The sequence below is a fragment of the Rhodanobacter sp. B04 genome (assembly GCF_002001125.1).
GTDB lineage: Bacteria > Pseudomonadota > Gammaproteobacteria > Xanthomonadales > Rhodanobacteraceae > Rhodanobacter.
This window is the reverse complement of sequence record NZ_MUNV01000016.1, coordinates 39,546-63,677: the sequence shown is the minus strand read 5'-3', so window position 1 is coordinate 63,677 and position 24,132 is coordinate 39,546. Positions and strand designations below refer to the sequence as shown.

At 63.7% G+C, this 24,132-nt stretch carries 18 protein-coding genes; 15 read left to right on the top strand and 3 right to left on the bottom strand.

The features are described 5' to 3' along the window. The first annotated feature begins 93 nt into the window (after positions 1-93). The 8 genes from B0E46_RS12450 to B0E46_RS12415 all read left to right on the top strand — a co-directional run bounded on the left by B0E46_RS12450 (position 94) and on the right by B0E46_RS12415 (position 8,717). Positions 94-708: a ParB-like protein gene (locus B0E46_RS12450; RefSeq protein WP_077556113.1), complete on the top strand. Its 615-nt coding sequence runs from the start codon at positions 94-96 to the stop codon at positions 706-708. Beyond that, positions 705-2,372 carry a SulP family inorganic anion transporter gene (locus B0E46_RS12445; protein ID WP_077556112.1) on the top strand — a complete coding sequence of 556 codons (1,668 nt, stop codon included), beginning with the start codon at positions 705-707 and terminating at the stop codon, positions 2,370-2,372. The genes B0E46_RS12450 and B0E46_RS12445 overlap by 4 nt, the downstream gene beginning before the upstream one ends. Positions 2,373-2,386: 14 nt before the next feature. Continuing rightward, complete coding sequence (locus B0E46_RS12440) at positions 2,387-4,153, top strand: DUF885 family protein (protein WP_254425157.1); 1,767 nt, start codon at positions 2,387-2,389, stop codon at positions 4,151-4,153. A gap of 60 nt (positions 4,154-4,213) precedes the next feature. Next, positions 4,214-5,422: a hypothetical protein gene (locus tag B0E46_RS12435; protein ID WP_139350530.1), complete on the top strand. Its 1,209-nt coding sequence runs from the start codon at positions 4,214-4,216 to the stop codon at positions 5,420-5,422. Between the two features lie 244 nt (positions 5,423-5,666). Further along, entirely contained in the window at positions 5,667-6,059 is a 393-nt protein-coding gene (locus B0E46_RS12430; RefSeq protein ID WP_077556110.1) for an MbcA/ParS/Xre antitoxin family protein, read from the top strand. Positions 6,060-6,368: 309 nt separating this feature from the next. After that, positions 6,369-7,097: an RES family NAD+ phosphorylase gene (locus tag B0E46_RS12425; RefSeq protein ID WP_077556109.1), complete on the top strand. Its 729-nt coding sequence runs from the start codon at positions 6,369-6,371 to the stop codon at positions 7,095-7,097. Between the two features lie 120 nt (positions 7,098-7,217). Next, positions 7,218-7,982 carry a hypothetical protein gene (locus B0E46_RS12420; RefSeq protein WP_168171200.1) on the top strand — a complete coding sequence of 255 codons (765 nt, stop codon included), beginning with the start codon at positions 7,218-7,220 and terminating at the stop codon, positions 7,980-7,982. A 72-nt stretch (positions 7,983-8,054) separates the two neighbouring features. Next, positions 8,055-8,717: an SGNH/GDSL hydrolase family protein gene (locus tag B0E46_RS12415; protein WP_254425155.1), complete on the top strand. Its 663-nt coding sequence runs from the start codon at positions 8,055-8,057 to the stop codon at positions 8,715-8,717. Between the two features lie 421 nt (positions 8,718-9,138). Here B0E46_RS12415 and B0E46_RS12410 read toward each other — a convergent pair whose 3' ends face one another. Further along, complete coding sequence (locus B0E46_RS12410) at positions 9,139-10,662, bottom strand: glycosyltransferase family 39 protein (protein WP_077556106.1); 1,524 nt, start codon at positions 10,660-10,662, stop codon at positions 9,139-9,141. Positions 10,663-10,997: 335 nt separating this feature from the next. On the opposite strand from B0E46_RS12410, the gene B0E46_RS12405 reads away from it, so the two are divergent. Both B0E46_RS12405 and B0E46_RS12400 read left to right on the top strand, forming a co-directional pair. Next, complete coding sequence (locus B0E46_RS12405; RefSeq protein WP_077556105.1) at positions 10,998-12,326, top strand: ABC transporter permease; 1,329 nt, start codon at positions 10,998-11,000, stop codon at positions 12,324-12,326. Between the two features lie 31 nt (positions 12,327-12,357). After that, positions 12,358-13,587 (top strand): FtsX-like permease family protein, encoded by a 1,230-nt coding sequence (locus B0E46_RS12400; RefSeq protein ID WP_139350529.1) that lies wholly within the window; start codon positions 12,358-12,360, stop codon positions 13,585-13,587. 238 nt (positions 13,588-13,825) lie between these two features. Here B0E46_RS12400 and phhA read toward each other — a convergent pair whose 3' ends face one another. Then, entirely contained in the window at positions 13,826-14,719 is an 894-nt protein-coding gene (gene phhA / locus B0E46_RS12395) for a phenylalanine 4-monooxygenase (protein WP_077556103.1), read from the bottom strand. 141 nt (positions 14,720-14,860) lie between these two features. Here phhA and B0E46_RS12390 point away from each other — a divergent pair, with 141 nt between their 5' ends. The 5 genes from B0E46_RS12390 (at position 14,861) to B0E46_RS12370 (ending at position 22,803) form a co-directional block, all read left to right on the top strand. Beyond that, on the top strand, positions 14,861-15,337 hold the full coding sequence (locus tag B0E46_RS12390) for an Lrp/AsnC family transcriptional regulator (protein WP_077556102.1): 477 nt from the start codon (positions 14,861-14,863) through the stop codon (positions 15,335-15,337). Positions 15,338-15,524: 187 nt separating this feature from the next. Further along, positions 15,525-16,340, top strand: a complete 816-nt coding sequence (locus B0E46_RS12385; RefSeq protein WP_077556101.1) for a lysophospholipid acyltransferase family protein — start codon at positions 15,525-15,527, stop codon at positions 16,338-16,340. Next, on the top strand, positions 16,337-17,341 hold the full coding sequence (locus tag B0E46_RS12380) for an alpha/beta fold hydrolase (RefSeq protein ID WP_077556100.1): 1,005 nt from the start codon (positions 16,337-16,339) through the stop codon (positions 17,339-17,341). The genes B0E46_RS12385 and B0E46_RS12380 overlap by 4 nt, the downstream gene beginning before the upstream one ends. Before the next feature lie 128 nt (positions 17,342-17,469). Further along, complete coding sequence (locus B0E46_RS12375; protein ID WP_077556099.1) at positions 17,470-19,242, top strand: peptide-N4-asparagine amidase; 1,773 nt, start codon at positions 17,470-17,472, stop codon at positions 19,240-19,242. A 192-nt stretch (positions 19,243-19,434) separates the two neighbouring features. Continuing rightward, positions 19,435-22,803: a GH92 family glycosyl hydrolase gene (locus B0E46_RS12370; RefSeq protein ID WP_077556098.1), complete on the top strand. Its 3,369-nt coding sequence runs from the start codon at positions 19,435-19,437 to the stop codon at positions 22,801-22,803. A gap of 79 nt (positions 22,804-22,882) precedes the next feature. On the opposite strand, the gene B0E46_RS12365 is transcribed toward B0E46_RS12370, so the two are convergent. After that, positions 22,883-23,497: a 2OG-Fe(II) oxygenase gene (locus B0E46_RS12365; RefSeq protein ID WP_077556097.1), complete on the bottom strand. Its 615-nt coding sequence runs from the start codon at positions 23,495-23,497 to the stop codon at positions 22,883-22,885. Positions 23,498-24,132: the final 635 nt, after the last annotated feature.

Sequence of the window (24,132 nt, the reverse complement as noted above, 5' to 3'; positions counted from 1 at the left end):
GCGTCGCAGAAAATTGCGTGTGACAAAGGGCCCCATCCCCGAGCCGGCTCGGGTACGCTCGGCAGCACTGCGTCTGTCCGAAGGAGTCGCGCCATGTCGTCAGTTGTCCACCACCCGCTGCTGTCGATCGCCCCGGGCAAGTTGCGACCGACCCAGTTGACGGTCGGCAAGACCGAAGTCGCGGAGAAGCGCGCGGAGTGGAAAAAGCTCGGCAAGAAGAAGCGTCGCGAACTGCTCGAATCGCACTGGTTCCCCGGCGTGCTGGGGCCGAAGCAGCAGGTCTACATCGTCGACCACCATCACCTCGGCCTGGCCTTGCTGGAAGAGGGCGTGAAGAGCGTGCCGGTGATGATCCAGCGCGACTTTTCCTGGCTGTCGCAGGACATGTTCTGGCGCACGATGGAGTTCAACCGCTGGGCGCATCCGTACGACCAGCACGGCACCCGCACTGACTACACGGCCATCCCGACCCGTCTTGCCGACATGGCCGACGATCCCTACCGCACGCTTGCCGCGCGGGTGCGCATGGCCGGCGGCTGCGCCAAGGACGCCATTCCGTACGCGGAATTCCTGTGGGCGCAATACTATCGCGTCCATCTCAAGCTGCCGGGCGGCAAGGTCACGCCGAAGGTGCTGCAACAGGCGCTGCTGCTGGCGCATAGCCATGACACGGCGTATCTGCCGGGCTGGAGCGGAACGATCGAATGAACGCGCGCACGGTCGCGGCCACGTCGTCGGACTCCACGCCCGGGGTGGATGTGCTGGCCGGGTTGTCGATCGCCGGCCTGCTGCTGCCCGAGGCGGTGGCGTACTCGGGCATTGCCGGCCTGCCGCCGCAGGCCGGTGTGATCGCCCTGCTGGTCGGTCTGTTCTGCTACGGGCTGCTCGGGCGCAGCCGCTACGCGATCGTTTCGGCCACCTCATCCTCGGCGGCCGTGCTGGCGGCCGGAAGCCTCGCCCTGGCAGGTCCCGCGGGAGCTGCACGTGCGGTGGTGGCCGCAACCCTGGTGCTGCTGACCGGTGGCTGTTTCCTGATCGCCGGGGTGGCGCGTCTCGGCGGCCTGTCCCATCTCATCGCGCGACCGGTGCTGCGCGGTTTCACTTTCGGCCTGGCCTGCGTGATCGCGCTGAAGCAGCTGCCGAACCTGTGCGGTCTGCCGGCCCTGCATGGCGATTTCGTGCCGCTGTTGCTCACGACGCTGCTCGAATCGTTCGGCCGGATCCAGCCGGCCACGATGGGCGCCGGTGTAGTCGCCTTGCTGCTGCTGTTCCTGTCCGAGCGGGTGCGCCGCTTGCCCGGCAGCCTGCTGGCGATCGTGCTGGGCGTGGCCGCCTCCGGCTGGTTGGCGCAGCACGGCGTGACGCTGACCGGCGCGATCAAGCTGATGCCGGATTGGTCGTTGCCGACGTGGCCGACCAGCAGCCAGTGGCTGCCCAGCATCGAGCTGGCCGCCGCGCTGCTGCTGGTGCTGTACGCCGAGTCGTACGGTTCGATCCGCGCGTTCGCGCTGAAGCACGGCGATCCGGTCGAAGCCAATCGCGACCTGCTGGTGATCGGCGTGGCGAACGTACTGTCGGGGCTGTTGCACGGCATGCCGCTCGGTGCGGGCTATTCCGGCACCTCGGCGAACGAAGCGGCCGGTGCGCGTTCGCGACTGGCGGGCCTGGTCGCCGCGGCCAGCGTGCTGCTGCTGGTGTTGCTGCTGCTGCGCTGGATCGAACGCATCCCCGAGCCGGTGCTGGCGGCGATCGTGATCCATGCGGTGAGCAAGTCGTGGCGGTTGTCGGTGTTCCGGCCCTACCTGCAATGGAAGCGCGACCGCCTGGTGGCGCTCGCCGCGGTGCTTGCGGTACTCGCGCTCGGCATCCTCAACGGCCTGCTGGTGGCGATCGCGTTCAGCCTGGTGATGCTGCTGCGCCAGCTCGCCACGCCGCGCCTAAGCGTGCTCGGCCAGCTGCCCGGCAGCCATGATTTCGTCGACATCGCGGAGCATCCGACCGCGCAGCCGCCGCCAGGCCAGCTGATCCTGCGACCGGAGGAGCCGCTGTTCTTCGCCAATGCGGAATCGGTGCTGGCGCTGGCGCGACAGCAGGTGGAAAGCCATCCCGGCAGCCATGTCGTGGTGCTCAGCCTGGAGGAATCGCCCGATCTGGACAGCACCGCGCTGGAGGCGCTGGCGGATTTCGCGACCTGGCTGAGCGCGCGTGACATCCCGTTGCGCGTGGCAAGATTGAAAGACAACGTGCGCGAGTTGCTGCTGCGGGCCGCCTTGCCCCAGCTTATGCCACAGGCGCTCGACTTCTGGAGCGTGGAAGATGCCGCCAAGGCGGTCGCTCCCGCACCGCCAACGACGGGGATATCTCAGCAGTGAAGATCATGATGGGCATGCAATGGCTGGCACTGGGCACACTGGTCCTGGCTGCTCCGGCATGGGCCGCGCAGGATGCCGACGCGCATTTCAAGCAGGTCTACAGCGCCGAATGGGCCTGGCGCACCGGCCAGGCCGGGGTCAGCGCATCCGGCGAGTCGCAGCCGAACAACGGCCGGCTCGACGATGTCGACGCGGCCAGCCAGCAGCAGCGGCTGGATTACTGGCAGCACGTGCTCAAGCAGCTCGACGGCATCGACGTGGCGCAGCTGTCGCCGGCCAACCAGGTCAATTACGCGGTCTATCGCGAGCAGATCGGCAACTTCGTGGCCGACCAGAAGTTCATGAACTGGCAAATGCCGTTCAACAGCGACTCGGCGTTCTGGTCCGACATCGACTACGACCTTGGCGGCGACCACCTGCGCACTGTCGACGACTATCGCAAGTACCTCGATCGCCTCAACCAGATTCCCGCGTATTTCGACCAGCAGATCGCCAATATGCGCGCGGGGCTGCAGCGCGGCTTCAGCGTGCCGCGTGAAGTGCTCACGGGTCGTGATGTGTCGATCGCGGCGGTGGCCGAACTGAAGGACCCGACCCAGAGCAGCTTCTACGCGCCGTTCAAGCAGTTGCCGTCGTCGATCCCGGCCGATCAGGCGCAGGCGCTGCAGGGCCAGGCGCTGCAGCGCATCCGCGACAACGTGATCCCCGCCTACGAGAAGCTGCTGACCTTCTTCCGCAACGACTACGTGCCGCATGCGCGCACCACGCTGGCGGCCGAGGCGTTGCCGGACGGCAAGGCGTTCTATCGCCAGCAGATCCACGAGTACACCACGCTTGACCTGAGCCCCGATGCGATCCACCAGATCGGCCTGGATCAAGTGGCGAAGATCCACGCGCAGATGCTTGAGGTGATGCAGGACTCCGGCTTCAAGGGCAGTTTCGCCGAATTCCTGCAGTTCCTGCGCAGCGACCCGCAGTTCTACGCGAAGACGCCGGACGAACTGTTGATGCGTAGCGCCTGGGTGGCCAAGCAAGTGGACGGCCAGATGTCGAAGTTCTTCGGCCATCTGCCGCGCGAGCGCTTCACCATCGAACCGGTGCCGGCCGGCATCGCGCCGTACTACACCTCCGGTCGCGGCGGTCCTGACGTCTATCTGGTCAACACCTACGACTTGCCGTCGCGCGCCCTGTACAACATGCCCGCGCTGACCTTGCACGAGTCCTATCCCGGACACTCGCTGCAACTGGAGCTGGCGGACGAGAGCCACGACCAGCCCGCGTTCCGCCGCAACGGCTACATCTCCGCCTACGGCGAGGGCTGGGGCCTGTACTCGGAATACCTCGGCAACGAGATGGGCATCTACCAGACGCCGTACCAGCACTTCGGCTTCCTCACCTACCAGATGTGGCGCGCCTGCCGGCTGGTGGTCGACACCGGCATCCACCACCTGGGCTGGACACGCCAGCAGTCGATCGACTACCTCACCGTCAATACCGCGTTGTCCGCACGCGAGATCGCCAACGAAGTTGACCGCTACATCAGCTGGCCCGGCCAGGCGCTGTCGTACGAACTGGGCTACCTGAAGATCCTCGACCTGCGCGCCAAGGCGGAAAAGGCACTGGGTGCGAAGTTCGACCTGCGCCACTTCCACGACACCGTGCTGTCCACGGGTTCGGTGCCGCTGCCGGTGCTGGAGCAGCGCATCGACCGCTTCATCGCCGAGGGTGGTCCGGAGCCCGACTACGGCTGCGACTGTGCGAAGGACGGCAAGGCGCCGTAAGCTTCCGCCATCGGTTCTACAGAGGGAGACGAACGTGTGAGAGATGCGTCAGGCGCGTTGGTGCATGACCCGCAGAGCGAGATCCGTTATCCCGTGGTCTACAAGATGACGACAGGGTCGCAAATTGCGTCCTGGATACTCGGGTTGTTCTTTGGCACCTGCGGGGTCGGGCTGCTGATGTTCCTGCTGCAAGGAAGCTTTGATCCCATTGGCTACGCTTTTCTCGGCGGCATAGCGCTATGCCTTCTGGCCGTCTCGGTCTACTGCATTGCCTACGCCATGCAGGGAAGTTTGACGCTGGAAGCGCAGGCCATCGAAATACGCAAGGCGTTCATCACGCGACGGCTGCAACGATCGGAGATTCTCGGCCGCCGCATCACCCAGGGACGCAGTGCCAGCTACCCGGTGATTGTGCCGAGAACAGGCGCGTCCATCACGATCGAGCGCTCGACGTTCGGACTGGATGATCGCTTCAGCACCTGGTTCAACGCATTGCCCGATCTCGATGCGCAGGAACGTGCCGAAGCATTGGCCATGGTCGAGCGCGATGCCTCCCTCGGCAGCAGTGCGCAAGAGCGCCTGGCCACGCTGGAGAAAGCCAAGCAGGCGGTCAAAGTGCTCAACCTGCTCCCGATGGGTCTGCTGTTCTGGAGTTTTGTCTATCCCAGGCCTTATGCCGCCATCATTGCCTGTGCCGCCGTGCTGCCGTGGGTTGCGGTAGTGCTGACTTGGGCGAAACCGGGCTTGTTCCAGCTTGATGGCAAGAAAGGCGACGTGCGCCCGAATCTGGCCATGCTGCTGATCATGCCGCCGTTGGTGCTGGCCATGCGCGCCTTGCTTGACGTCACGCTGATCGACTTCAGACAGCTCTTCCTGTGGGGCTTCGTACTCGGCATGCCGCTGTGCGTGGCTGTTTTCGCCGCGCCGAAAGCGTCGTCGAAGGCAACGACCAAGCCCTGGGCATTACCCCTGCTCATGCTGCCTTTCATGATGGCTTACGGTTGTGGCTTGCTGGCACTGACCGATGCCATGTGGGATAGCGCCAAGCCCGAAGTATTCCGGACGGCTGTCACCGGCAAAGACATCAGTCACGGAAAAACCACGACTTACTATCTCCATCTCGCGCCATGGAGCAAGACCATCGACGAGGACCGCATCTCGGTGCCGCACGCCTATTACGAGGCCGTCGACAAGGCTGACGTTGTCTGCGTGCGCCTGCATCCAGGCAAGTTCGGGTTGCGCTGGATGCAGGTCGGTCCTTGCGGTTGATGCTTGTATGCATGCCGCATCGCCAGTCGACGCCACTTCGATCAATGCTGTCAGAGCTGGCCTGTTTCACCGCCGCATGTTTCAACACGGGTATCGCGAAAGCGAGATGCTCGACAGGCGCATGGCGATCTCTGCTATCGGCAGGGGTGCAGATCCCGGGAGTCGGCGCGGAAGGTGGCGAAAATTTGCGCAAGGCTCTACACATAAAGCATAATAATATCTAACTTCATATGGAGAGTTTCGTATGCCAGCCTTTCCGCTGCCCGAAACCACTCCCGCCGATGCGCTGGGCGGTCCCGCACTGCGCGCGTTCTTCGAGCTGGCTGAGTACTGGAAACTGCGCATAGCCGACCAGCGCAAACTGCTCGGCGATCCGCCAGAGTCCACCTTCTACAAGTGGAAGCGTCAGCGCGAGGCGGTGCTCGCTCGCGACACGATCGAGCGGATCAGTTATCTGCTCGGCATCTGGAAATCGTTGGAGATCCTGTTTCCCGATCCGGCGCAGGCCGATGCATGGCTGCACAAGCCGAATCTGGCGCCGCTGTTCGGCGGTCACTCCGCACTGGAACGCATGTTGTCGGGCAATGTCGCTGACCTTTACGTGGTGCGCCAGTATCTGGATGCGCAGCGCGGTTGAGCGGGCCTGAGCGGTTGGTCGCAGCCGGCGAGACGTGCGCCTGCAATGCTACTGGACGTGCGCTGCAGAAACGAGTTGCCTGCGATCATTTCGGCGCAGGCCGGAGGGGATCTTCAACAGCGAAGCTGGTCATGGCTTCAGGCAGTTGAACTGTCTGCTCTTCACAAGATTGATGAATTGATGACCTGCATTATCGTCGTGAAGCGGCCCTGGCCTGCGTCGGGGTATCGCCGCTGAAAATCTCGATGCTCTTGCCGCCACTTCGGACACGGGACTTTTGATGCAAGGATTCAGTTCACTGGAAATCCAATGCCGACTGCTTTGCCGCCAATCAAGCGCATCCGCTGGAGCAGCGCCTACCGTATCGTCCCCAGCCGCTTTCCGCCGGTGGGTGTGTTCGACCGCATTGTCGATCCAGCCGATCTCGATGCGGTGTTCGCGATCGAGGCGCTGACCAATCCGCGCCTGCGCGAGGAGGCTGGCGCGCTGAAGCTGGTGCCGAAGGAGCATCGCATCAGCGGGCCTGGTTCCACTCCGGTGATGGCGGCGTTCACCCATCTCAACCCCGGGGGAAGCCGTTTCTCGGACGGTACGTGGGGTGTGTTTTACGCTGCGCACAGCGTCGCCACTGCGGTGGAAGAAACCGTGTATCACCGCGAGCAGTTTCTTGCCGCCACCGCCGAGCCGGCCTGTGATATCGAGATGCGCTGCTACCGAACCAGCGTTGACAGCAAGCTGCACGACATCCGCGGCGGCTGGACCTCGGTGCATGATCCCCACAGCTATGCCGTCAGCGTGATGCTGGCAAACGAGCTGCGCGCCGCGGGTTCCAACGGCATCGTCTACGACAGCGCGCGTCATCGCGGCGGCGAATGCCTGGCCGCGTTTCAGCCGGACGTGGTAGCGCCATGCACGCAGGCGCAACACCTGATTTACCGCTGGGATGGCACATGCGTCACGCAGGTGCTGGAGGTGAACGAACTCAGGCGAGCGAAGCCGGATGGGACAAAGGCCGGCCTTGATGCCGCTGCCGATTGATGCCGGGAGCATGACCTGTGCGCATATCAGGGGCGACGGCTAAGCTTGGGCGAGATGCTCCGCAAAATGCCGCCCCAAAATATTGTCGAAGCCATCTTTCCATGGACAGTGGATGCCTTGATGAAACTCGTGAACCTGAAAGTATTGTCGTTGGCGTTCTTGGTCGGCATGGGATTCAACGGTGCAGCCAGAGCACAGGGGACGGCCTTGCTGGACGCCGACAGCCTCGATGAGGCTGCGGGCATGGTGTGTGAAAATTCCAGCATCCTCACGGCGGAAATGAAAGAATGCCAAGAGAGGCAGTCCAAGCAGGCTGACACTTTTCGCATGATGGACTATGTCTGGCATGGCGACAATTTCGATGTGCTCCAGGTGGCGCAGAAAATGATCGCCAGCGCAGATGCAGGTGCTCCACAGGCGCGAGCCATGCTAACCATGATGCAGACCGGGATCGCGGCTGCCGAGCTGTCTATCAGACTGAAACCGGAGATTTGCACGGCACTGGTCAATGAGATGATCTCCGGATCGCAAGACATCAAGACAACTACCCCAAGGGCCTATGCCTATCTTTTGGCCGTCTATTCGCGGAACGCCTATATGGGTGCAAGGAAGCAACGAAACGACGTCGAAGTGGGTTGCGTGAAGGGCTATTGGAACAAGGGCTATCGTAATTTCGACAAGGGGCTGGCGTTCTGCCGGTGCACTACGGAACTGATCTATTCCGCGCTGACGAAGCAGGAGCGGCAGGCAATGTTCGCGCATGCACGTGGCGAGCAAGGGGCGCAGGATACGGCATGGATGCAGAAGCTGAGCTCGAAAGCACAGCCATGCGTTGCTATCCTGCGTTCCGTGCCGGTCGCACCCGCCGCGCGCAAGCCAGGTTGAGTCCCGGGTCGGACTCGAACATATGCGTGATCGTTGCAGATGATTAGAGCTCAAGGTGAGTCGATGAAGACCATGCGCCATCTGCTCCTGCTCCTGCTCCTGTGGCCGCTGTTCGCGACCGCTCGCGGCAACGATCACGCGCAGTGGAATCCGGCCATCGCCGCCTTCGAGGCGGCCGACCGGGCACATGCACCGGCACCCGGCTCGATCCTGTTCATCGGCAGCTCGTCGATCGAGCACTGGAAATCGCTGGCCGCGGATTTTCCGGAATTGAGCGTCATCAACCGCGGCTTCGGCGGTTCGGTGATCAGCGACTCGACGTTCTTCGCCGATCGCATCGTGGCGCCATACCACGCCCGCGCCATCGTCATGTACGCCGGCGACAACGACTTGGAGGAAGGCCACAGCCCGGAACAGGTACGCGACGATTTCGCTGCTTTCGTGCGCAAGGTGCGTGCGATCGATCCCGCTGTGCCGATCGCCTTCATCGCGATCAAACCGAGCGTGGCGCGCGCTGTTCTGCTGCCCCAGATCCGTCTGGCGAATGCGCTGGTCCGCACGTATGCCGCGACCCAGAAGGGCGTGGCATATCTCGATGCCTTCACGCCGCTCCTTGGCAAGGACGGTCGGCCACAGCCCGAGCTGTTCGGCGAGGACGGCCTGCACATGAACCGCAAGGGCTATCTGTTGTGGATCAATGTCATCAAACCGTGGGTCGATGATGTTCCACGCTAGACAGTCCCCTGTCGCGCGCAGGCGCCGATCATGGATACCTCAATCGCGACTTCGACCGGACGTCGCGATGGTGATCGCGCCGGCTCGCTCGATATGGCGTCCGCTTCCCACGGGACTTCTGCATCGAGAGCGGGAAAAAGCTTCACTGCGTCATTGCAGCCACGCATCGACGGAAGCTTCCGATTTTCGCTGAATCGAAAGCCAGGCTTTTCTGGAAAGCCGTGAACGCCGAGGTTGAATTTGTTCCAGACGGTGCGGGGCGCATGAAGTACGTAGCGTTGCACCAAAAGGGCCAGGACCGCGAGGCGTTAAGAAGTAATCATTCGGTGCAAGCATGGGTACGCCGTTAAAGCCCGCGGTCGACGGCGGGCATCGCCAACAGCACGCATCCGCTCAGGCATCTGCCGGTTCGCGCGACAACTTAGCCAAATTCCGGCCCGCGCTTCCAAAGTTCGCTCCATGGCTTGCGTGTGGGGCCGCATACAAAGATATCGGGGTGATCCAGGCTTTCCTCATTGGCCACGCCCAGAGCGTTGGCCGTGTGGCCAGCAAGGCGGCACCCAGTGAACAGCTCATTGGCGCGCTCGGGCGAACTTCCCAGCACGATGAATGTGGCAGGAGGTGTCTGCGGATAGCCACGCAGCCATCCGGAATTGACGGCGCTGATGGGTGTGGGCAGATGATAGCGCTGGCCCAGCAGGGCAATGGCGCCGTACTCGCCGTAGTTGCCCACGACAATGCCCAGGTTGGCCTGCTGTTCGGCAGGCAAGGCATCACGAATAGCGGCGACTCGCGCGACGATTTCGTCCCAGCCGATTTCTTCGCGGAGGTCAACGTTGTTTCGGAGCGCAAAGTCCCGCAACGGACCGCTTGATGCGATGGGTACGATGCGCAGCGTCGCATAGATGCCGATGGCGAAGACACCCGCAAAGGCCAGTGTGGCAATCCCGACACGCCAACTGGGTCGCAGCGTGCGCAACCATCGCTCGCCCACCACGGACCCCATGGCCAGCAGCATGGGGTAAGCGCCGCCGGTGTAATAGAAACGCCCGTGGGCCAACAGGAACAGCAGCACGGGCACCACGTACATCCAGGCAAGCATGCGATAGCGGCGGTCGTTGAAGCAGGCGAACAAGCCAGCCAGCCAGACAGGCACGGCGAACAGGTTGGCATTAGCCAGGAACTGATCGCGCAGGAAGCCGTCCGCGCGCCCCTGATGCACGTCGCGCGCATGGATGCCTTGCAGGAAATGGTAGGACACGAAGTCGTGCCGGATGAGCCAGACGAGGTTGGGGGCAAACAGGAGTAGTGCGATGGCACCGCCGGCCCAGAACCAGCGACTCGCGACATGTCGCCGCGCGTCGGTGAGCAGCACTCCCACCAGCACTCCAGCCAGCTCGAACGCGATCGAATACTTGGTCTGCAGGCCAAGGCCGGCGAGTATGCCGATCGCCACCCACCAGCGTGGCTCATCGTCACGCACCAGGCGAATCACGCACCAGGCGATAAGCACCCACCACAACAGGTCGAATGAGGAATACTGGAATTCCGTCGCCCAGAACATCGGCAATGGCGACAGTGCTACCGCGAGGGCCGCAAAAGTCTGTGCCCGCCGTCCACCCCCCAGATCGCGAGCCATGAGGCCGCTGGCGAGAACCACCAGGACTTGCGCGAGCACCGAAAACAGCCGCAGGCCCACGAGTGACAGGCCAAACATCTTGAGGCCCAGGTACTCCAGTGCAGCGGTCAGGGGCGGGTAAGGCACGAAGCCCCAATCCAGATGTTGTGCATCGCTCAGGAATTGCCATTCGTCCCGGTGAAAGCCGTACCGTCCGTTGGTCAACATGTGGGCCACGCCGAACAGCACGGCAATCACGATCGCCGGCATGGCGCTCCCACGGTGGCCAGGCATGGCGCGTGGAACTGGAATACCGGTCACCGCCATGGATGCATCCTTGAAACAGGTCGACTGTTCGCCCGGTGCCGGTCCGGCTCCCCGGGCGGCGATTCTTGTACTTCCCTAAGATAGCCAATGTTCGCCATCGACGGCGGACTCCGCCGACATTCGCGACCGTCCGTTTTCGGGGAGGCATTACATGGCTCAGCTACTACTTGATCCCGCACTGCGCAGACTCAGCGTAATCCGGCATTCACTCCGTTGATGGCGCCCGGCATTGGCGTGGGCGTCGCATGGGCGATGACCACATGGACGACAGGGCGTTCGATAGATCGACAGACCGGGCACCTTCCAACGATCGAGTGACATCACAGGGGAGCGCTATGTGGGGGTATTACGTTATGTTGGCGTTGCGAAGCGGCGCGCGAAGCAAGGCTTTGACGGCGCTGGTGATCGTGCTGCTGGCTTTCGGGGTGTCGGCCTGCATGGTGTCCTATGCCGTATTCCGTGCGACCACGAGCGATCCACTCCCCGCCAGGTCTTCCCAGCTCTACGTGCCGCTGATCGACAATGTGGGTCCGTCCTACAACGATCAGGGCGAACCCATCGAGACGCTGAGCTACATCGATGCGATGGCGCTGTGGCGGGCACGCACGGCGAGCCGGCTGACGTTGCTCTATGCCGCAACATGGCAAGTGGAACCGGAGAATCCATTGATCCCCGCCATGTCGCTGGGTGGCGATGCGGTGACCGCCGACTTCTTCTCGATGTTCGATGTGCCCTTTCGCTTTGGCGGTGGTTGGACGGCGGATGACGATGCACGGCACGCCACCGTGGCGGTCATCAGTCGGCACTTGAACGAAACGCTGTTTGCCGGACGAAACAGTGTCGGGCAGGAGATCCGGCTGGATGGCCAACTCTTCCGGATCGGCGGCGTGCTGGAGGACTGGAACCCGCGACCCCGCTTTTTTGACGCCGGCAGTCATGGAACGGTCTATGCGTTCGACGACGCGGGGGATATCTACATCCCATTCACCCGCGCGACCGATATGAAGAAGGACAGCACATTCTCTTACTGCCCGACGGCGTCATCGCGACCGGATACATCCCACTGGGATGCCTACCTGCACAGTGAATGCGACCGGATCGATGCCTGGGTGGAGCTTGCGACGCCCGCCGCCGTGGATCGCTACCGCGAATACTTGCGCCACTATGCCGGGGAGCAGCAACGCCTCGGGCGCTTCTCGTGGGGGCCCAACGTACGCCTGCGCAATCTGACGGGCTGGATAGCGTACTTGCAGGTCACGCCCAGGGCATCCAGCTTGTCCATGCTGGTCTCTGCCAGTTTTCTGCTGATTGTCCTGCTCAACGTCGTCGGACTCATGCTGGCCCGATTCATGCGGCGAGCGCCGGAAATCGGCATACGCCGCGCCCTGGGTGCTTCGCGATCGGCGATCTACCGGCAGTTCCTGATCGAGGCGGCCACCATGGGTTTCATCGGCGGCTTGCTCGGCGTGGCGCTGACCCTGCTGGGCGTCTGGGGTGCCGGCGGACTTTTCGCGCCGAACATTGCGCGTCTCGTGCATGCCGATACCTCGCTGATGGCACTGACCGTGCTGCTCGCCATGGCTGCCACGGTGGTTTCCGCCCTGTACCCGACCTGGCGCGCATCGCAGACCCAGCCCGCCTGGCAAATCAAGATCACCGGTTGAGACTCTTCTCATGGCCCTCACCAGGACATTCATGCAGCTGCGCCCGATCGTTGGCGCACTGGGTCGACACAAGGTGGCCACCCTGCTCATCGTCCTGCAGGTGGCGCTGACGCTTGCCGTGGCATCCAATGCGCTGTTTATCGTGGCCACGCGCATCGTCCATCTGTCTCGCCCCACCGGAACGGACGAAGCCCACATCTTCGTTATCCGCAACGGGTGGAGGATGGGTCAGAATGCGGCCCAGATCGATGCGAATATTCGCACCGACCTGGATACCTTGCGTCATGTAGCGGGCGTGCGTGACGCGTTTTCCAGCCAGGGGTTTCCGCTGGCGGGATACAACGTCAATATCATCACAAGACTGAAGCTCGAACCGGATCAGAAGACACGTGCGCAATTGGCCACGTTCTATGCTTCCGACGAGCACGCGATCGATACGCTGGGCCTATCGCTGGTCGCGGGTCGCAATTTTCGCCCCGATGAAATCACCGCCATCGGCTCCAACGACAAGATGTCTCCTCCAGGCATCATCGTCACCCGCAGTCTTGCCGACAAGCTGTTTCCCGGGGGTTCGGCCCTGGGCAAGACGGTATACCTGCCGGATGGGCCTGCCGCCGTCATCGGCATCCTCGCCAGCCTGCAGGGGCCACTCAAAGAATCGAGATCCATAGATGGCTATACGATGCTGGTCCCGACGCATTATCTGGATCCAGCGGGTGTCGTGTATCTGGTGCGTACCGACTCCACCGCCATGAAACCGGTGATCGCTGCAACACTGAAGGCGCTGCAAGAACGTGGCGGCATACGCATCATCGATCCGAAAGAAGGCGTCGTTACCATGGCCCAGGAGCGTGAGCGCGCTTATGCAGCCGATCGTAGCGTGGCGTTGCTGATGAGCATCCTCAGCGGATTGCTGCTGCTGGCTACCGCAGGCGGAATCGTGGGCTTGAGCAGTTTCTGGGTCAGCCAGCGACGCAAGCAGATCGGCATCCGTCGTTCGCTCGGCGCGACGACAGGCGACATCCTTGGCTACTTCCACGCCGAGAATTTCCTGATCGTCAGCGGCGGCATCGTACTCGGCGCGTTGCTTGCGTTCTTTGCGAATCTCGGCCTGATGGATGTCTATGAATTGCCACGCATGCCGCTGTACGTGCCACTGTGGGGCGCGCTGCTGTTGTGGCTGCTCGGTCAACTGGCCGTATGGGGACCGGCACGATATGCCGCCAAGGTGCCGCCCGTGGTCGCGATTCGCACAGAGTGAGCGGCGATCGTGATTGTCCTGATCCGGACATGTCTGCTGTTGACTGCAATTTCATCCGGTCGCCTGGTGGCACGCATCTGAGATCGCCGACCGGTGGAGACCGCCGCCGAAGGCGGACACCGGATATGCGCAATCCGCCATCGACACGGACAATCACAGTTCGCGGATAAACACCGCCTTGCATGCAAAAGGGCCGGCGCGTGGCCGGCCTCCATGCTCCACGGTTTGAAATGGACGCTCAGGTATCCGCGTTGGTCGCCCAACCCTCGCGATTGCCACGCGTGAACACGCACTCGTCATCGAGCAGATCACCGGCGGCATGTGCAGGCAGCTCGCGCAGCTTGGCGTAGATCGGCGTGAAGTCCGGATGCGTCGCCTCGAACAACTGCTCGAAGCTGTCGATCACGAAGTAGGTCTGCTGGTAGGTGTCGATGCGGTAGCGCGTGCTCATCACGCGCTCGAGGCCGAAGCCGATGCGGTTCGGTGACGGCGAATCCAGCGAGTAGATCGACTCGCCCTTGGAGCTGACGATGCCGGCGCCATAGATGCGCATGCCTTCGTCGGTGTTGATCAGGCCGAATTCCACCGTGTACCAGTACAGCCGCGTGAGGTTCATCAGTGCCTCGGGGCCGATCGCGAAGGCCTTCATGCCGCCGCGGCCATAGGCCTGCATGTAGTCGGCGAACACCGGGTTCAGCAGCAGCGGCACGTGGCCGAACAGGTCGTGGAACAGGTCCGGCTCGCTGAGGTAGTCGAGCTGGTCGGGTTTGCGGATCCACCAGCTGACCGGGAAGCGGCGATTGGCCAGGTGGTCGAAGAACACCTCGTCCGGCAGCAGGCCTTCCACCGCAACCACTTCCCAGCCGGTGGCGGCGCCGAGCACCTTGTTGAGCTCGGCAAATTTCGGGATGCCGCCGTCGCCGAGGCCGAAGCGCTCGACACCGGCCATGAACTCCTTGCACGCGCGGCCGGGCAGCATTTCGCGCTGGCGCTTGAACAAGGTGTCCCACACTTCGTGATCGGTCTGGCTGTAGCTGTCCCATGGCTGCTCGACCACGCCGGTGGCGTACACCGGCACGTAACCGCGATCGGTCTGCTGGTGTTCGACCTTGCGCGGCGTGGTGTTTTCCATGGTGGGCTCCGGTGTGAAAGGCATGTTCCAGGCGACAGCATACGGGGGAACAGGCGAACGAAGCTTGTTTTATTGCCGTTCCCAGCGCAGGAATTGCATGGTAATTGCGCAATAACTTGCATAAATGTAAGTTTGTTGCATATGACTGCACTTGATCGCATCGACCTGCGCCTGCTCGCCGTGTTGCAGGGCGAGGGCCGCATCACCAACGCCGAACTGGCCGAGCGGGTCAGCCTGTCCGCATCGGCCTGCCTGCGCCGGCTGCAACGGCTGGAAGCGGATGGCATCATCACCGGCTATGCCGCGCAGGTCGATCCGCAGGCGGTCGGCCTGGGCCTGCAGGCTTTTGTGCGGGTACAGCTGACCAAGCACGAAGCCGAGGCGATCGAACATTTCGTCGAGCGCGTCAATGGCTGGGACGAGGTGGTGGCCTGCCATGCGCTGACCGGCGACATGGATTATCTGCTGCACGTGTACGTGGCCGACCTGCAGGATTTCTCGCGCTTCCTGCTCGATCATCTGCTAAACGCCGCCGGTGTGGCAGACGTCAATTCCAGCTTCGTGCTGCGCACGGTGAAGCGTTCGCCGTCGCTGCCGCTGGGCCAGTTGGAGCGCTGAACCCAGTCGGGCCGTCGACGGTCCGGCGCCGAATGCGCAAGGCCGTCGAGGTGCCCCGACGCGTATGCCGGCCAGCACGGGCGAGGGCAGCCGCAAGGTTTGAAACGTTCGCTGCGCACGCGCAATCCATCAATGCGCTGGCGTACTGCCGAACTGGAGCCCGACTAACGCTAAACTTACTGGACTGATGAGCACCGATACTGTTTCCGTCCCCGATCGAGACCTGTGGCGTCCGCTGCGTTATCTGTGGCGGGTGCCGCTGTTGCTGCTGCACATCGTGCTCGGCATCCTGCTGTGTTCGCTGATCCTCAGCTGGAACCAGCACGTCGTGATGAAGGACGGCAAGGAGCCATTCGCGCACCGGATGATTCGCTGGTGGTCGACCAAGCTGCTGCGCATCTTCGGCCTGCGCTCGGTACGGGTCGGCCAGCCATTGGCCGACCCGGTGCTGTTTGTGGCCAACCACACCTCGTGGATCGACATCGAGATGCTGCACAGCCAGCGCGCCGCCTGCTTCGTGGCCAAGGCCGAGATCGCCAGCTGGCCGCTGGTCGGCTGGCTGGCTGCCAACGGCGGCACCATCTTCCATCGTCGCGGCAGCAACCACTCGCTGTCCACGGTGATGCAGGTGATGGTCGAGCGGCTGCGCGACGGCCGATCGGTGGCGGTGTTCCCGGAAGGCGGCACCGGCTACAACGGCGTGCTCAAGGTGTTCCATGCGCGCATCTTCCAGGCCGCGCTGGATGCCGAGGTACCGGTGCAGCCGGTGGCGCTGCGTTTCGCGCGCGGTGGCCGGCGCATCATCGACGCCGGTTTCCGCGAAGACGAGAGCTTCATGGGCAACATCGTGCGCCTGCTCGGCGAGGCGCCGATGGATGCCGAAGTGCATTTCCTCACGCCGGTGCCGGCCAGCCCGGATGCGCGGCGTCGCATGGCCGAGCAGGCGCGCGAACGCATCGACGCCGCGCTGCAGGACGCCATGGCGAACAAGGACCACGCATGAGCCTGCCGCGCGGAAAGGACTTCCGGCCGCCCTGGCCGCTGCGCAGCGGTCACATCCAGACCATGCTGTCCTCCAGTGGCGTGCGTCGCATGCTGCTGCCGAGCGCGGCACAGGCCGTGCTGCAGGGTGCCGAGGCGGTGGTGGTCGACGGTGGCGGTGGCGTGCGCCTTACCGGCGCGCATACCGCACAGAAAATCCGGCCGCAGCCGCGCGGGCTCGCCGTGCTGTTCCACGGCTGGGAAGGCAGTGTCGACTCCACCTATGTGCTGCAGACCGGCAGCCGCCTGCTCGCCGACGGCTGGGACGTTTTCCGGCTGAACTTCCGCGATCACGGCGACAGCCACGGCCTCAACGAGGCGTTGTTCCATTCCTGCCGCATCGACGAGGTGGTGCATGCGCTGGGCGACATCGCACAGCGCTGGCCGGCGCGCCCGATGGCGCTGGCCGGGTTCTCGCTGGGCGGCAACTTCGCGCTGCGTGCCGCGCTGCAGACCTCGCGCGTCGGCATTCCGTTGAGCTACGTGCTGGCGGTGTGCCCGATCATCGATCCGGGCGAGGGCCTGTTCTCGCTGGAGGAATCCGCGCCGTGGTTCTACCAGGCCTACTTCATGCGCAAGTGGCGCCACTCGCTGCAGGCCAAGCAGAAGGCCTTTCCGCAGCACCAGTATTTCGAGATGGCCGAGCTGAAGCAGAACCTGCGTGGCCTGACCGAGGCGATGGTGCTGCGGCATACCGACTTCCCGTCGCTGCAACAGTATCTGGACGGCTATTCGGTGGCCGGCGATGCGCTGCTGGCGATGCAGATACCTGCGACCATCCTCACCGCACGCGACGATCCGGTGATCCCGGTCGACGCTTTCGAGAAACTCCAGCTGCCGCCGAACGTGGAGCTCGACATCGCCGACTTCGGCGGCCACTGCGGCTTCATCCGCGGATACGGCATGACCAGCTTCACCGACGACTACATCGCCGCACGCTTCAACGCGGTGACGGGCAGCTGAGCTGGCCGGTTGTGCCGGTCATCGCGGTACTTCGTCGCACATTCTTGCGTGGCCGGGTTCTGGTTTTCGGGTGACCTTTGCGTGCTAGCGTAGGCGTACAGGGGGCATCATCACGCAGGGGTTTGTGCATGTTGCCGAATCGGTTCGTTGGTCGTTGCCTGGCCCTGGCCGGGTTGTCTCTCACGTTTGCCTGCAGTGCATTTGCCGCATCGGCCAGCAGCGGTCCGACCGGCTCGAGCAACGTCACCGTGGCCGATCCCGGCGTGCCACGCCCGTCCGGCCCGCCCTGCGTGGTGCAGCTGTTCCAGGACGATACATTCACCGATTTCAACACGCGCCCCTACAGCTACACGCCACCTGCCGGATGCGGCCAGCATTGGTCCAAGGTGGTGCTGGAGGCGGATTTCTCGGTGACCGCCGGGCGCCAGTTCGATCGCACCGCCACGCTGTGGCTGGGCGGCGTGAATATCTATTTCGGCACCACCGAGGAGCCCTCCTCGAGCGTGGCGCCAAGCTGGCATGTGGAGCGCGATCTCACCGACTACAGCAGGTTGCTGTCGAGTGCCGGCAACGGTCAGGCCATCATCGGCAATGTCGTCAACAGCACCTATACCGGCGTGATCCACGGTAGCGCACGGCTGCTGTTCTACCCGGCCTCGATCCAGGCACCGGCGGCACAGGTGCCCGATGCGGTGTATCCGCTGGGCGGCGATCCGGTTGGAAATACCACCGAGCTCGACAGCTCCACCAGCCAGCTGGCGAAGACACTGAGCCTGCCACGCAATGTCGAGCGCGCCTATCTCGACGTGTTCGTGCAGAGCCAGAACGCCGACGAGTTCTGGTACACCTGCGTGCCGGATCAGTACGCCGCCGAAGTGCAGGAATGCGGCGGCGGCAACTTCCGCGAGGCCGAAGTCAGCATCGACGGCCAGCCGGCCGGCGTGGCGCCGGTCTACCCGTGGATCTACACCGGTGGCATCGATCCCTACCTGTGGCGGCCCACCACCGGCGTGCAGACCTTGAACTTCATGCCGTACCGGGTCGATCTCACGCCGTTCGCCGGCGTGCTCAGCAATGGCTCGCCGCACACGGTCGCGTTGTGTGTGGCAGGCGCCGACAACTACTTTTCGGCCACCGCCAGCCTGCTGGTGTATCTCGACCCGCATGCGCAGCAGGTCGGCGGCCAGCTCGTACGCAATACCCTGGCCGACCAGCCGCCCACGCCGACCATCGGCGACACGCTGCAGCAGGATGCTTCCGGAAATGTCACGGGCAACATCACCACCAACCTGAGCCGGCATTTCGTGATCGAGGGTTATGCCGACACCTCGCGCGGCCGCGTGCAGACCACGGTGGACCAGACCGTGGGCTTTGCCGATACCCAGGGCTTCACCATCAACGCCACCACCTACCGTCAGGTCACCGACCAGCTCACATCGGTGGATGGCGTCAGTCGCAGCCGAATCGGTCATACCGTCGTCGGCGAGTACCGTGAGAAGCTGAGCTACCCGCTGCACCTGGACATCAACGAGCAGATAGCTGCGGATGGCAGCTTTACCCTGGCCACCATCGCGCACCAGGACTACCGGCAGCACAGCGCACATCAGCTGTTCGGCATTTCCGTGTATTCGGCAAAAGTGGGCAACACGGTGGACAGCGCCGACACGCTCGACTTCGACGCCAGCGGCAACCTGACGGCGCACAATGGGCAGCACAGCACGCAGGCATTCGCGTTCCACGACTCGCTTGGTGGCTGCTACCGCGCTGACGTAGGTACGCTCAATGGCGTGGTTTCCAGCTACGACAGCGGCAACGGTTGCCCGGACCATCGCAACCACGTGTACTGGTTCAGCCATCCGGATGGCTCGCCCGACAACGGCGACATCGTCCCGGTCTGGTAAGCCATGGCGGTCGTCGCCCATGGGCGACGACCGCCGCATCCTTCGTTGCATCGGCAGCACGGTTTGACACGATCAATTTGGATCGTTTCAAATCACACGTCTTCCGCATCATGGCGGCAGGTGACCATGGCCATCTGCCGTCGAGGGTGCCGTGGTTGCGCGTGCATCGGCGAATCCAGTGAGGAACGGGGCATGAAGGCATCCGCGTCGCATCGCAAGGGTGGCTGCGCCTGGCTGGCTGCAGCCGCAAGTCTCGGCTGGATGCCCATGCCCACACACGCGCATGACGGCAATTTCCAGACCTCCTTCGAGGCAGGCCAGCCCGCGCCCAGGCCGGCTGCGGCGCAGGCAAGCTTCATGGCGCGGGTCGCAGGTGGTCCCGATCAGTCCAGTGCGCTCACGGCCAAGCCCGGAGTCGGTTTCAGCGGGCTGCACTCGCTGCATTACCGCGGTGACGCGGCCGGGCCGCAACAACAACGCCTGTTCGATCTCGACTTGCCGGTGCAGGCTGACACCCAGTTGTCGTACCTGATCTTTCCTCAGCGTGTCGAAGGCGATCTGCGTGACCCGGCCAACTACGTAGCAGTGGATCTGTTGTTCGACGACGGCAGTCGGTTGTCCAGCCGTGGCGCCGTCGACCAGCACCGCATCGGCGCCGCGGCACGTGCGCAAGGTGAAGGTCACGTGCTGTATCCGGACCAGTGGAATCTCGTGTCGATCGATGTCGGCGGGGTCGCCGCTGGTCGCACGATCAAGCGCATCGTGTTGTCGCACGACGGTCCGGCGGCCACTTTCGAGGGCTACCTGGACGATCTGCGGATCGGACCGGCTGTGGCGGACACGCGCCAACGCCCCAGCGACTTCGTCGAGACGCGCCGTGGCACCAACTCCAACGACCGCTTCTCGCGCGGCAACAACTTCCCCGCAACGGCGGTGCCGCATGGCTTCAACTTCTGGGCGCCGGTCACCGATGCCGGTTCCAACTGGATCTATCAGTACCAGCAGCGCAACGGCGCGGACAACCGGCCGCGGCTGGAGGCGTTCGCGCTGTCGCACGAGCCGAGCCCGTGGATGGGCGACCGCCAGACCTTCCAGCTGATGCCGGCCGCCATGGCGAACGGAGCACCGAGCGCCAACCGCACGGCGCGCGCCTTGAGCTTCAGCCATGCGAACGAGACCGCGCATGCGTACACCTATCGCGTCGCGTTCGACAATGGCATCGTCACCGAGCTGGCGCCGACCGACCACGCCGCGATGTTCCGCTTCACCTTCAAGGGCGATCGTTCGCAGCTGATCTTCGACAACCGCGACGACCACGGCGGCATCACGCTCGATCCCTCCGGCCGCAGCTTCAGCGGCTGGTCGGACGTGAAGAGCCGGCTTTCCACTGGCGCCACGCGGCTGTTCTTCTATGGCGTGGTCGATCAACCGGTCAGCGAAAGCGGCCGGCTCACCGGCGAAGGCCGCGACCATGTCGGCGCGTGGTTCGGCTTCGACACACGCACGCACAAGGTAGTGAACCTGCGCATCGCCACCTCGCTGATCGGCCTGGAGCAGGCGAAGCACAATCTCGCGCTGGAGATTGCACCGGGCGACAGCTTCGACGACGTGCGCGAACGCGCACAGCGGCAATGGGATGCCCAGCTCGGCATCGTCAGCGTCCAGGGCGCCAGCCGCGACGAGCTGACCACGCTGTATTCCAACCTGTATCGCCTGTTCCTGTATCCGAACGAGGCGTACGAGAACACCGGCACGGCGGCGCAACCGCACTACCGCTACGCCAGCCCGTTCTCCGCGCCAACCGGCGCCGACACGCCCACGCAGTCCGGTGCGCGCATCGTCGACGGCAAGGTGTTCGTCAACAATGGTTTCTGGGACACCTATCGCACCGCGTGGCCGGCCTATGTCCTGCTCACGCCGACGCAGGCGGGCGAGATGATCGACGGTTTCGTGCAGCAGTACCGCGACGGCGGCTGGATCGCGCGCTGGTCCTCGCCCGGCTACGCCGACCTGATGGTCGGCACCAGCGCCGACGTGGCGTTCAGCGACGCGTGGCTGAAGGGCGTGCGCAACTTCGACGTGCATTCGTTCTACCAGTCCGCGCTGAAGGACGCCACCGTGCTCAGCCCGCTCGCCGGCACCGGTCGCAAGGGCCTGCAGCGCTCGATCTTCAACGGCTACACCGACACCGCTGTGGACGAGGGGCTGTCCTGGTCGATGGACGGCTATATCAACGACTTCGCGATCGGCAACCTGGCCACCGCGCTGGCGCAGCAACCAGCAGTGGACGATCCGTACGCCGCGCATTACGCCGATGATGCGGCGTACTTCCACAACCGCGCACTCGGCTACGTCAACCTGTTCGATCCCGCGGTGGGCTTCTTCGTCGGCCGCGATGCCGCCGGCCACTGGCGCTACGACGCCAAGGATTTCGATCCGATCCGCTGGGGCGGCGACTACACCGAGACCGACGCGTGGAACATGGCCTTCCATGCGCCGCAGGACGGCACCGGCCTCGCCGCGTTGTACGGCGGACGCAAGGAACTGGCTGCCAAGCTTGATGCGTTCTTCGCCACCCCGGGCAACTTCCACGTTGGCAGCTACGGCGAGCCGATCCACGAGATGCTGGAGGCGCGCGCGGTACGCATGGGCCAATACGGCCACAGCAACCAGCCCTCGCACCACATCATCTACATGTACGACCTCGCCGGGCAGCCGTGGAAAGCGCAGGACAAGGTGCGCGACGTGCTGTCGCGCCTCTACGTCGGCAGCGAGATCGGCCAGGGCTATCTCGGCGACGAGGACAACGGCGAGATGTCAGGCTGGTATCTGTTCAGCGCCGCCGGCTTCTACCCGTTGCGCATGGGCACGCCCGAGTACGTGATCGGTGCGCCGCATTTCCCGCACATGGATATCCGACTGGAGAACGGCAAGCACATCGTGATCAATGCGCCCGCGGTCGACGACAGCAACCGATATGTCCAGAGCCTGCGCGTCAATGGTCAGCCATGGAGCCGGCTCACCTTGCCGCATGCGCTGCTGGCGCAGGGCGCCACGCTGGACTTCACGATGGGGCCGCAGCCCTCGGCCTGGGGAAGCGACGAGGCGGCCTTGCCGCCGTCGCTCACCACCCACGGCAAACCGCAGCCCCTGCGCGACCTCACCGATGACGGGCGGGCTGACGTCAGCAGCTCACCCGTCATCCCGCAGTTGGCGGCGCTGTCCGACAATGACAGCAGCACCGAAGCCACGCTGCCCGCGGTCGCGACCACGATCAGCTGGCACTTCGCACAACCATGCGAGGTCGCGATGCTCACGCTCACCTCTGGCGCCAGCGCTGCCGCACCCTCGGACTGGCAGCTGCAGGCATCCAGCGATGGCCGGCACTGGCATACGCTGGGTACGCGTCGGCACGAGCGGTTTGCATGGGCGCAGCAGACGCGCGCCTTTGCGGTACATGCGCCGGGCAACTATGCGTATTACCGGCTGCGTCTTGAACCATCGCCGGATGGCACGAAGCAAGCTCTCGCCGAAATCGAGCTGCTCGGAGCAACGCCGTAGGAGCGCATCCTGTGCGCGAATGCTCTGATGCTCGTCGGAACGAAAAGCGTCGCGCACAGGATGCGCTCCTACCCACGGTTCAGCCGATCACGCCAAAGGTCCGCTGCCGCATCCAGCAGGCGATGCTCATGCGGTCGTGCGTGGCCGGCAGCACTTCGTGCTCGAACTGTGCCGAAAGAAACAGCAGCAGGGTGCCCGCATGCGGATAGATGTCGCGATGCAAGCCACCGTCCAGATACAGCCGCAGCGCACCGCCATCGGCGTCCTGCCAGCCTTCGTTGAGGTAGAACACCGCCGACACCACCCGCGCATCGCTGTCGCGCAGGCGGTCGATATGCCGCGTGTAACCGGCGCCCGGCGGATACACCGCGTAGTGCGATTCGCATTCGACCAGGCCGAGCATCAGCTCGCGATTGAGCGCTAGGCGCAGCGCATCGAGGCGATCGGTAAACGCCTGCTGCGGCACGCTCGTCGCCCCGGCCTGGAACCAGTGCGTGCTGTCGCCGCGCAACGGTGTAGCGGTGCGCGTGGCGCCGACCCGCGCCGGCGTCAGCTGCCGCGCCTTGTGCATGGCGCGGCATTCGGCTGCCAATGCCTGCGTCTGCGCCGTCGACAGCAGGTCCGGCATCACGCACCAGCCATCGGTGGCCAGCGCGTTCGTGACGCTACTGAATTCATGTGGATAGGTATTCATTGCATGCAGTGTAACGAGCACGATGCAGTCAGGATCGCTCCGATCAGGTCAGTCAACAGCTCGTTGACCTGAGGGCGGTCATGCCAGCCATATCGCGTCGTCCAAGGATTGCCCGGTCAATAGGACTTCCCTGCTTGATGCGGCCATCCTGCGGATCGAGTATCCGGGGCATTCCGGATACGACTTGGCAGGAATGTCCATACTCATGAGAGAGCTGAATGGCCGATACAAGTGAGGGCGAAGGCATCAGCGCTGGTTACATCAAGTACGCCCTGTTGGCATGCATGCTCCTCTGGTCGAGTCATGGATTTCCCAGTGAAGTGCCGGAGCAATCCGAGTGCCGGCAGCTCAAGGCGTCGCAGGACAAGTTGAACGATATCTACAAGAAGATTCTCTCGAAGCACGCGTCGGATCAGCGCTTCATCAAGAAATTCAAGCTGTCCCAGCGTGCATGGGCAACGTACCGGGACGCCCAGGTCGAGCTTGTCTTTCCCCACGGCGACAGCGCCGAGTACGGGTCGATCTATGGGGAGTGCAGATGCCACACGCTGGATGACCTCACCCGGGAGCGCATCAAGCTACTCGACCAATGGCTCACCGGCATCGATATGGGCGATGTCTGCACCGGAAGTCGG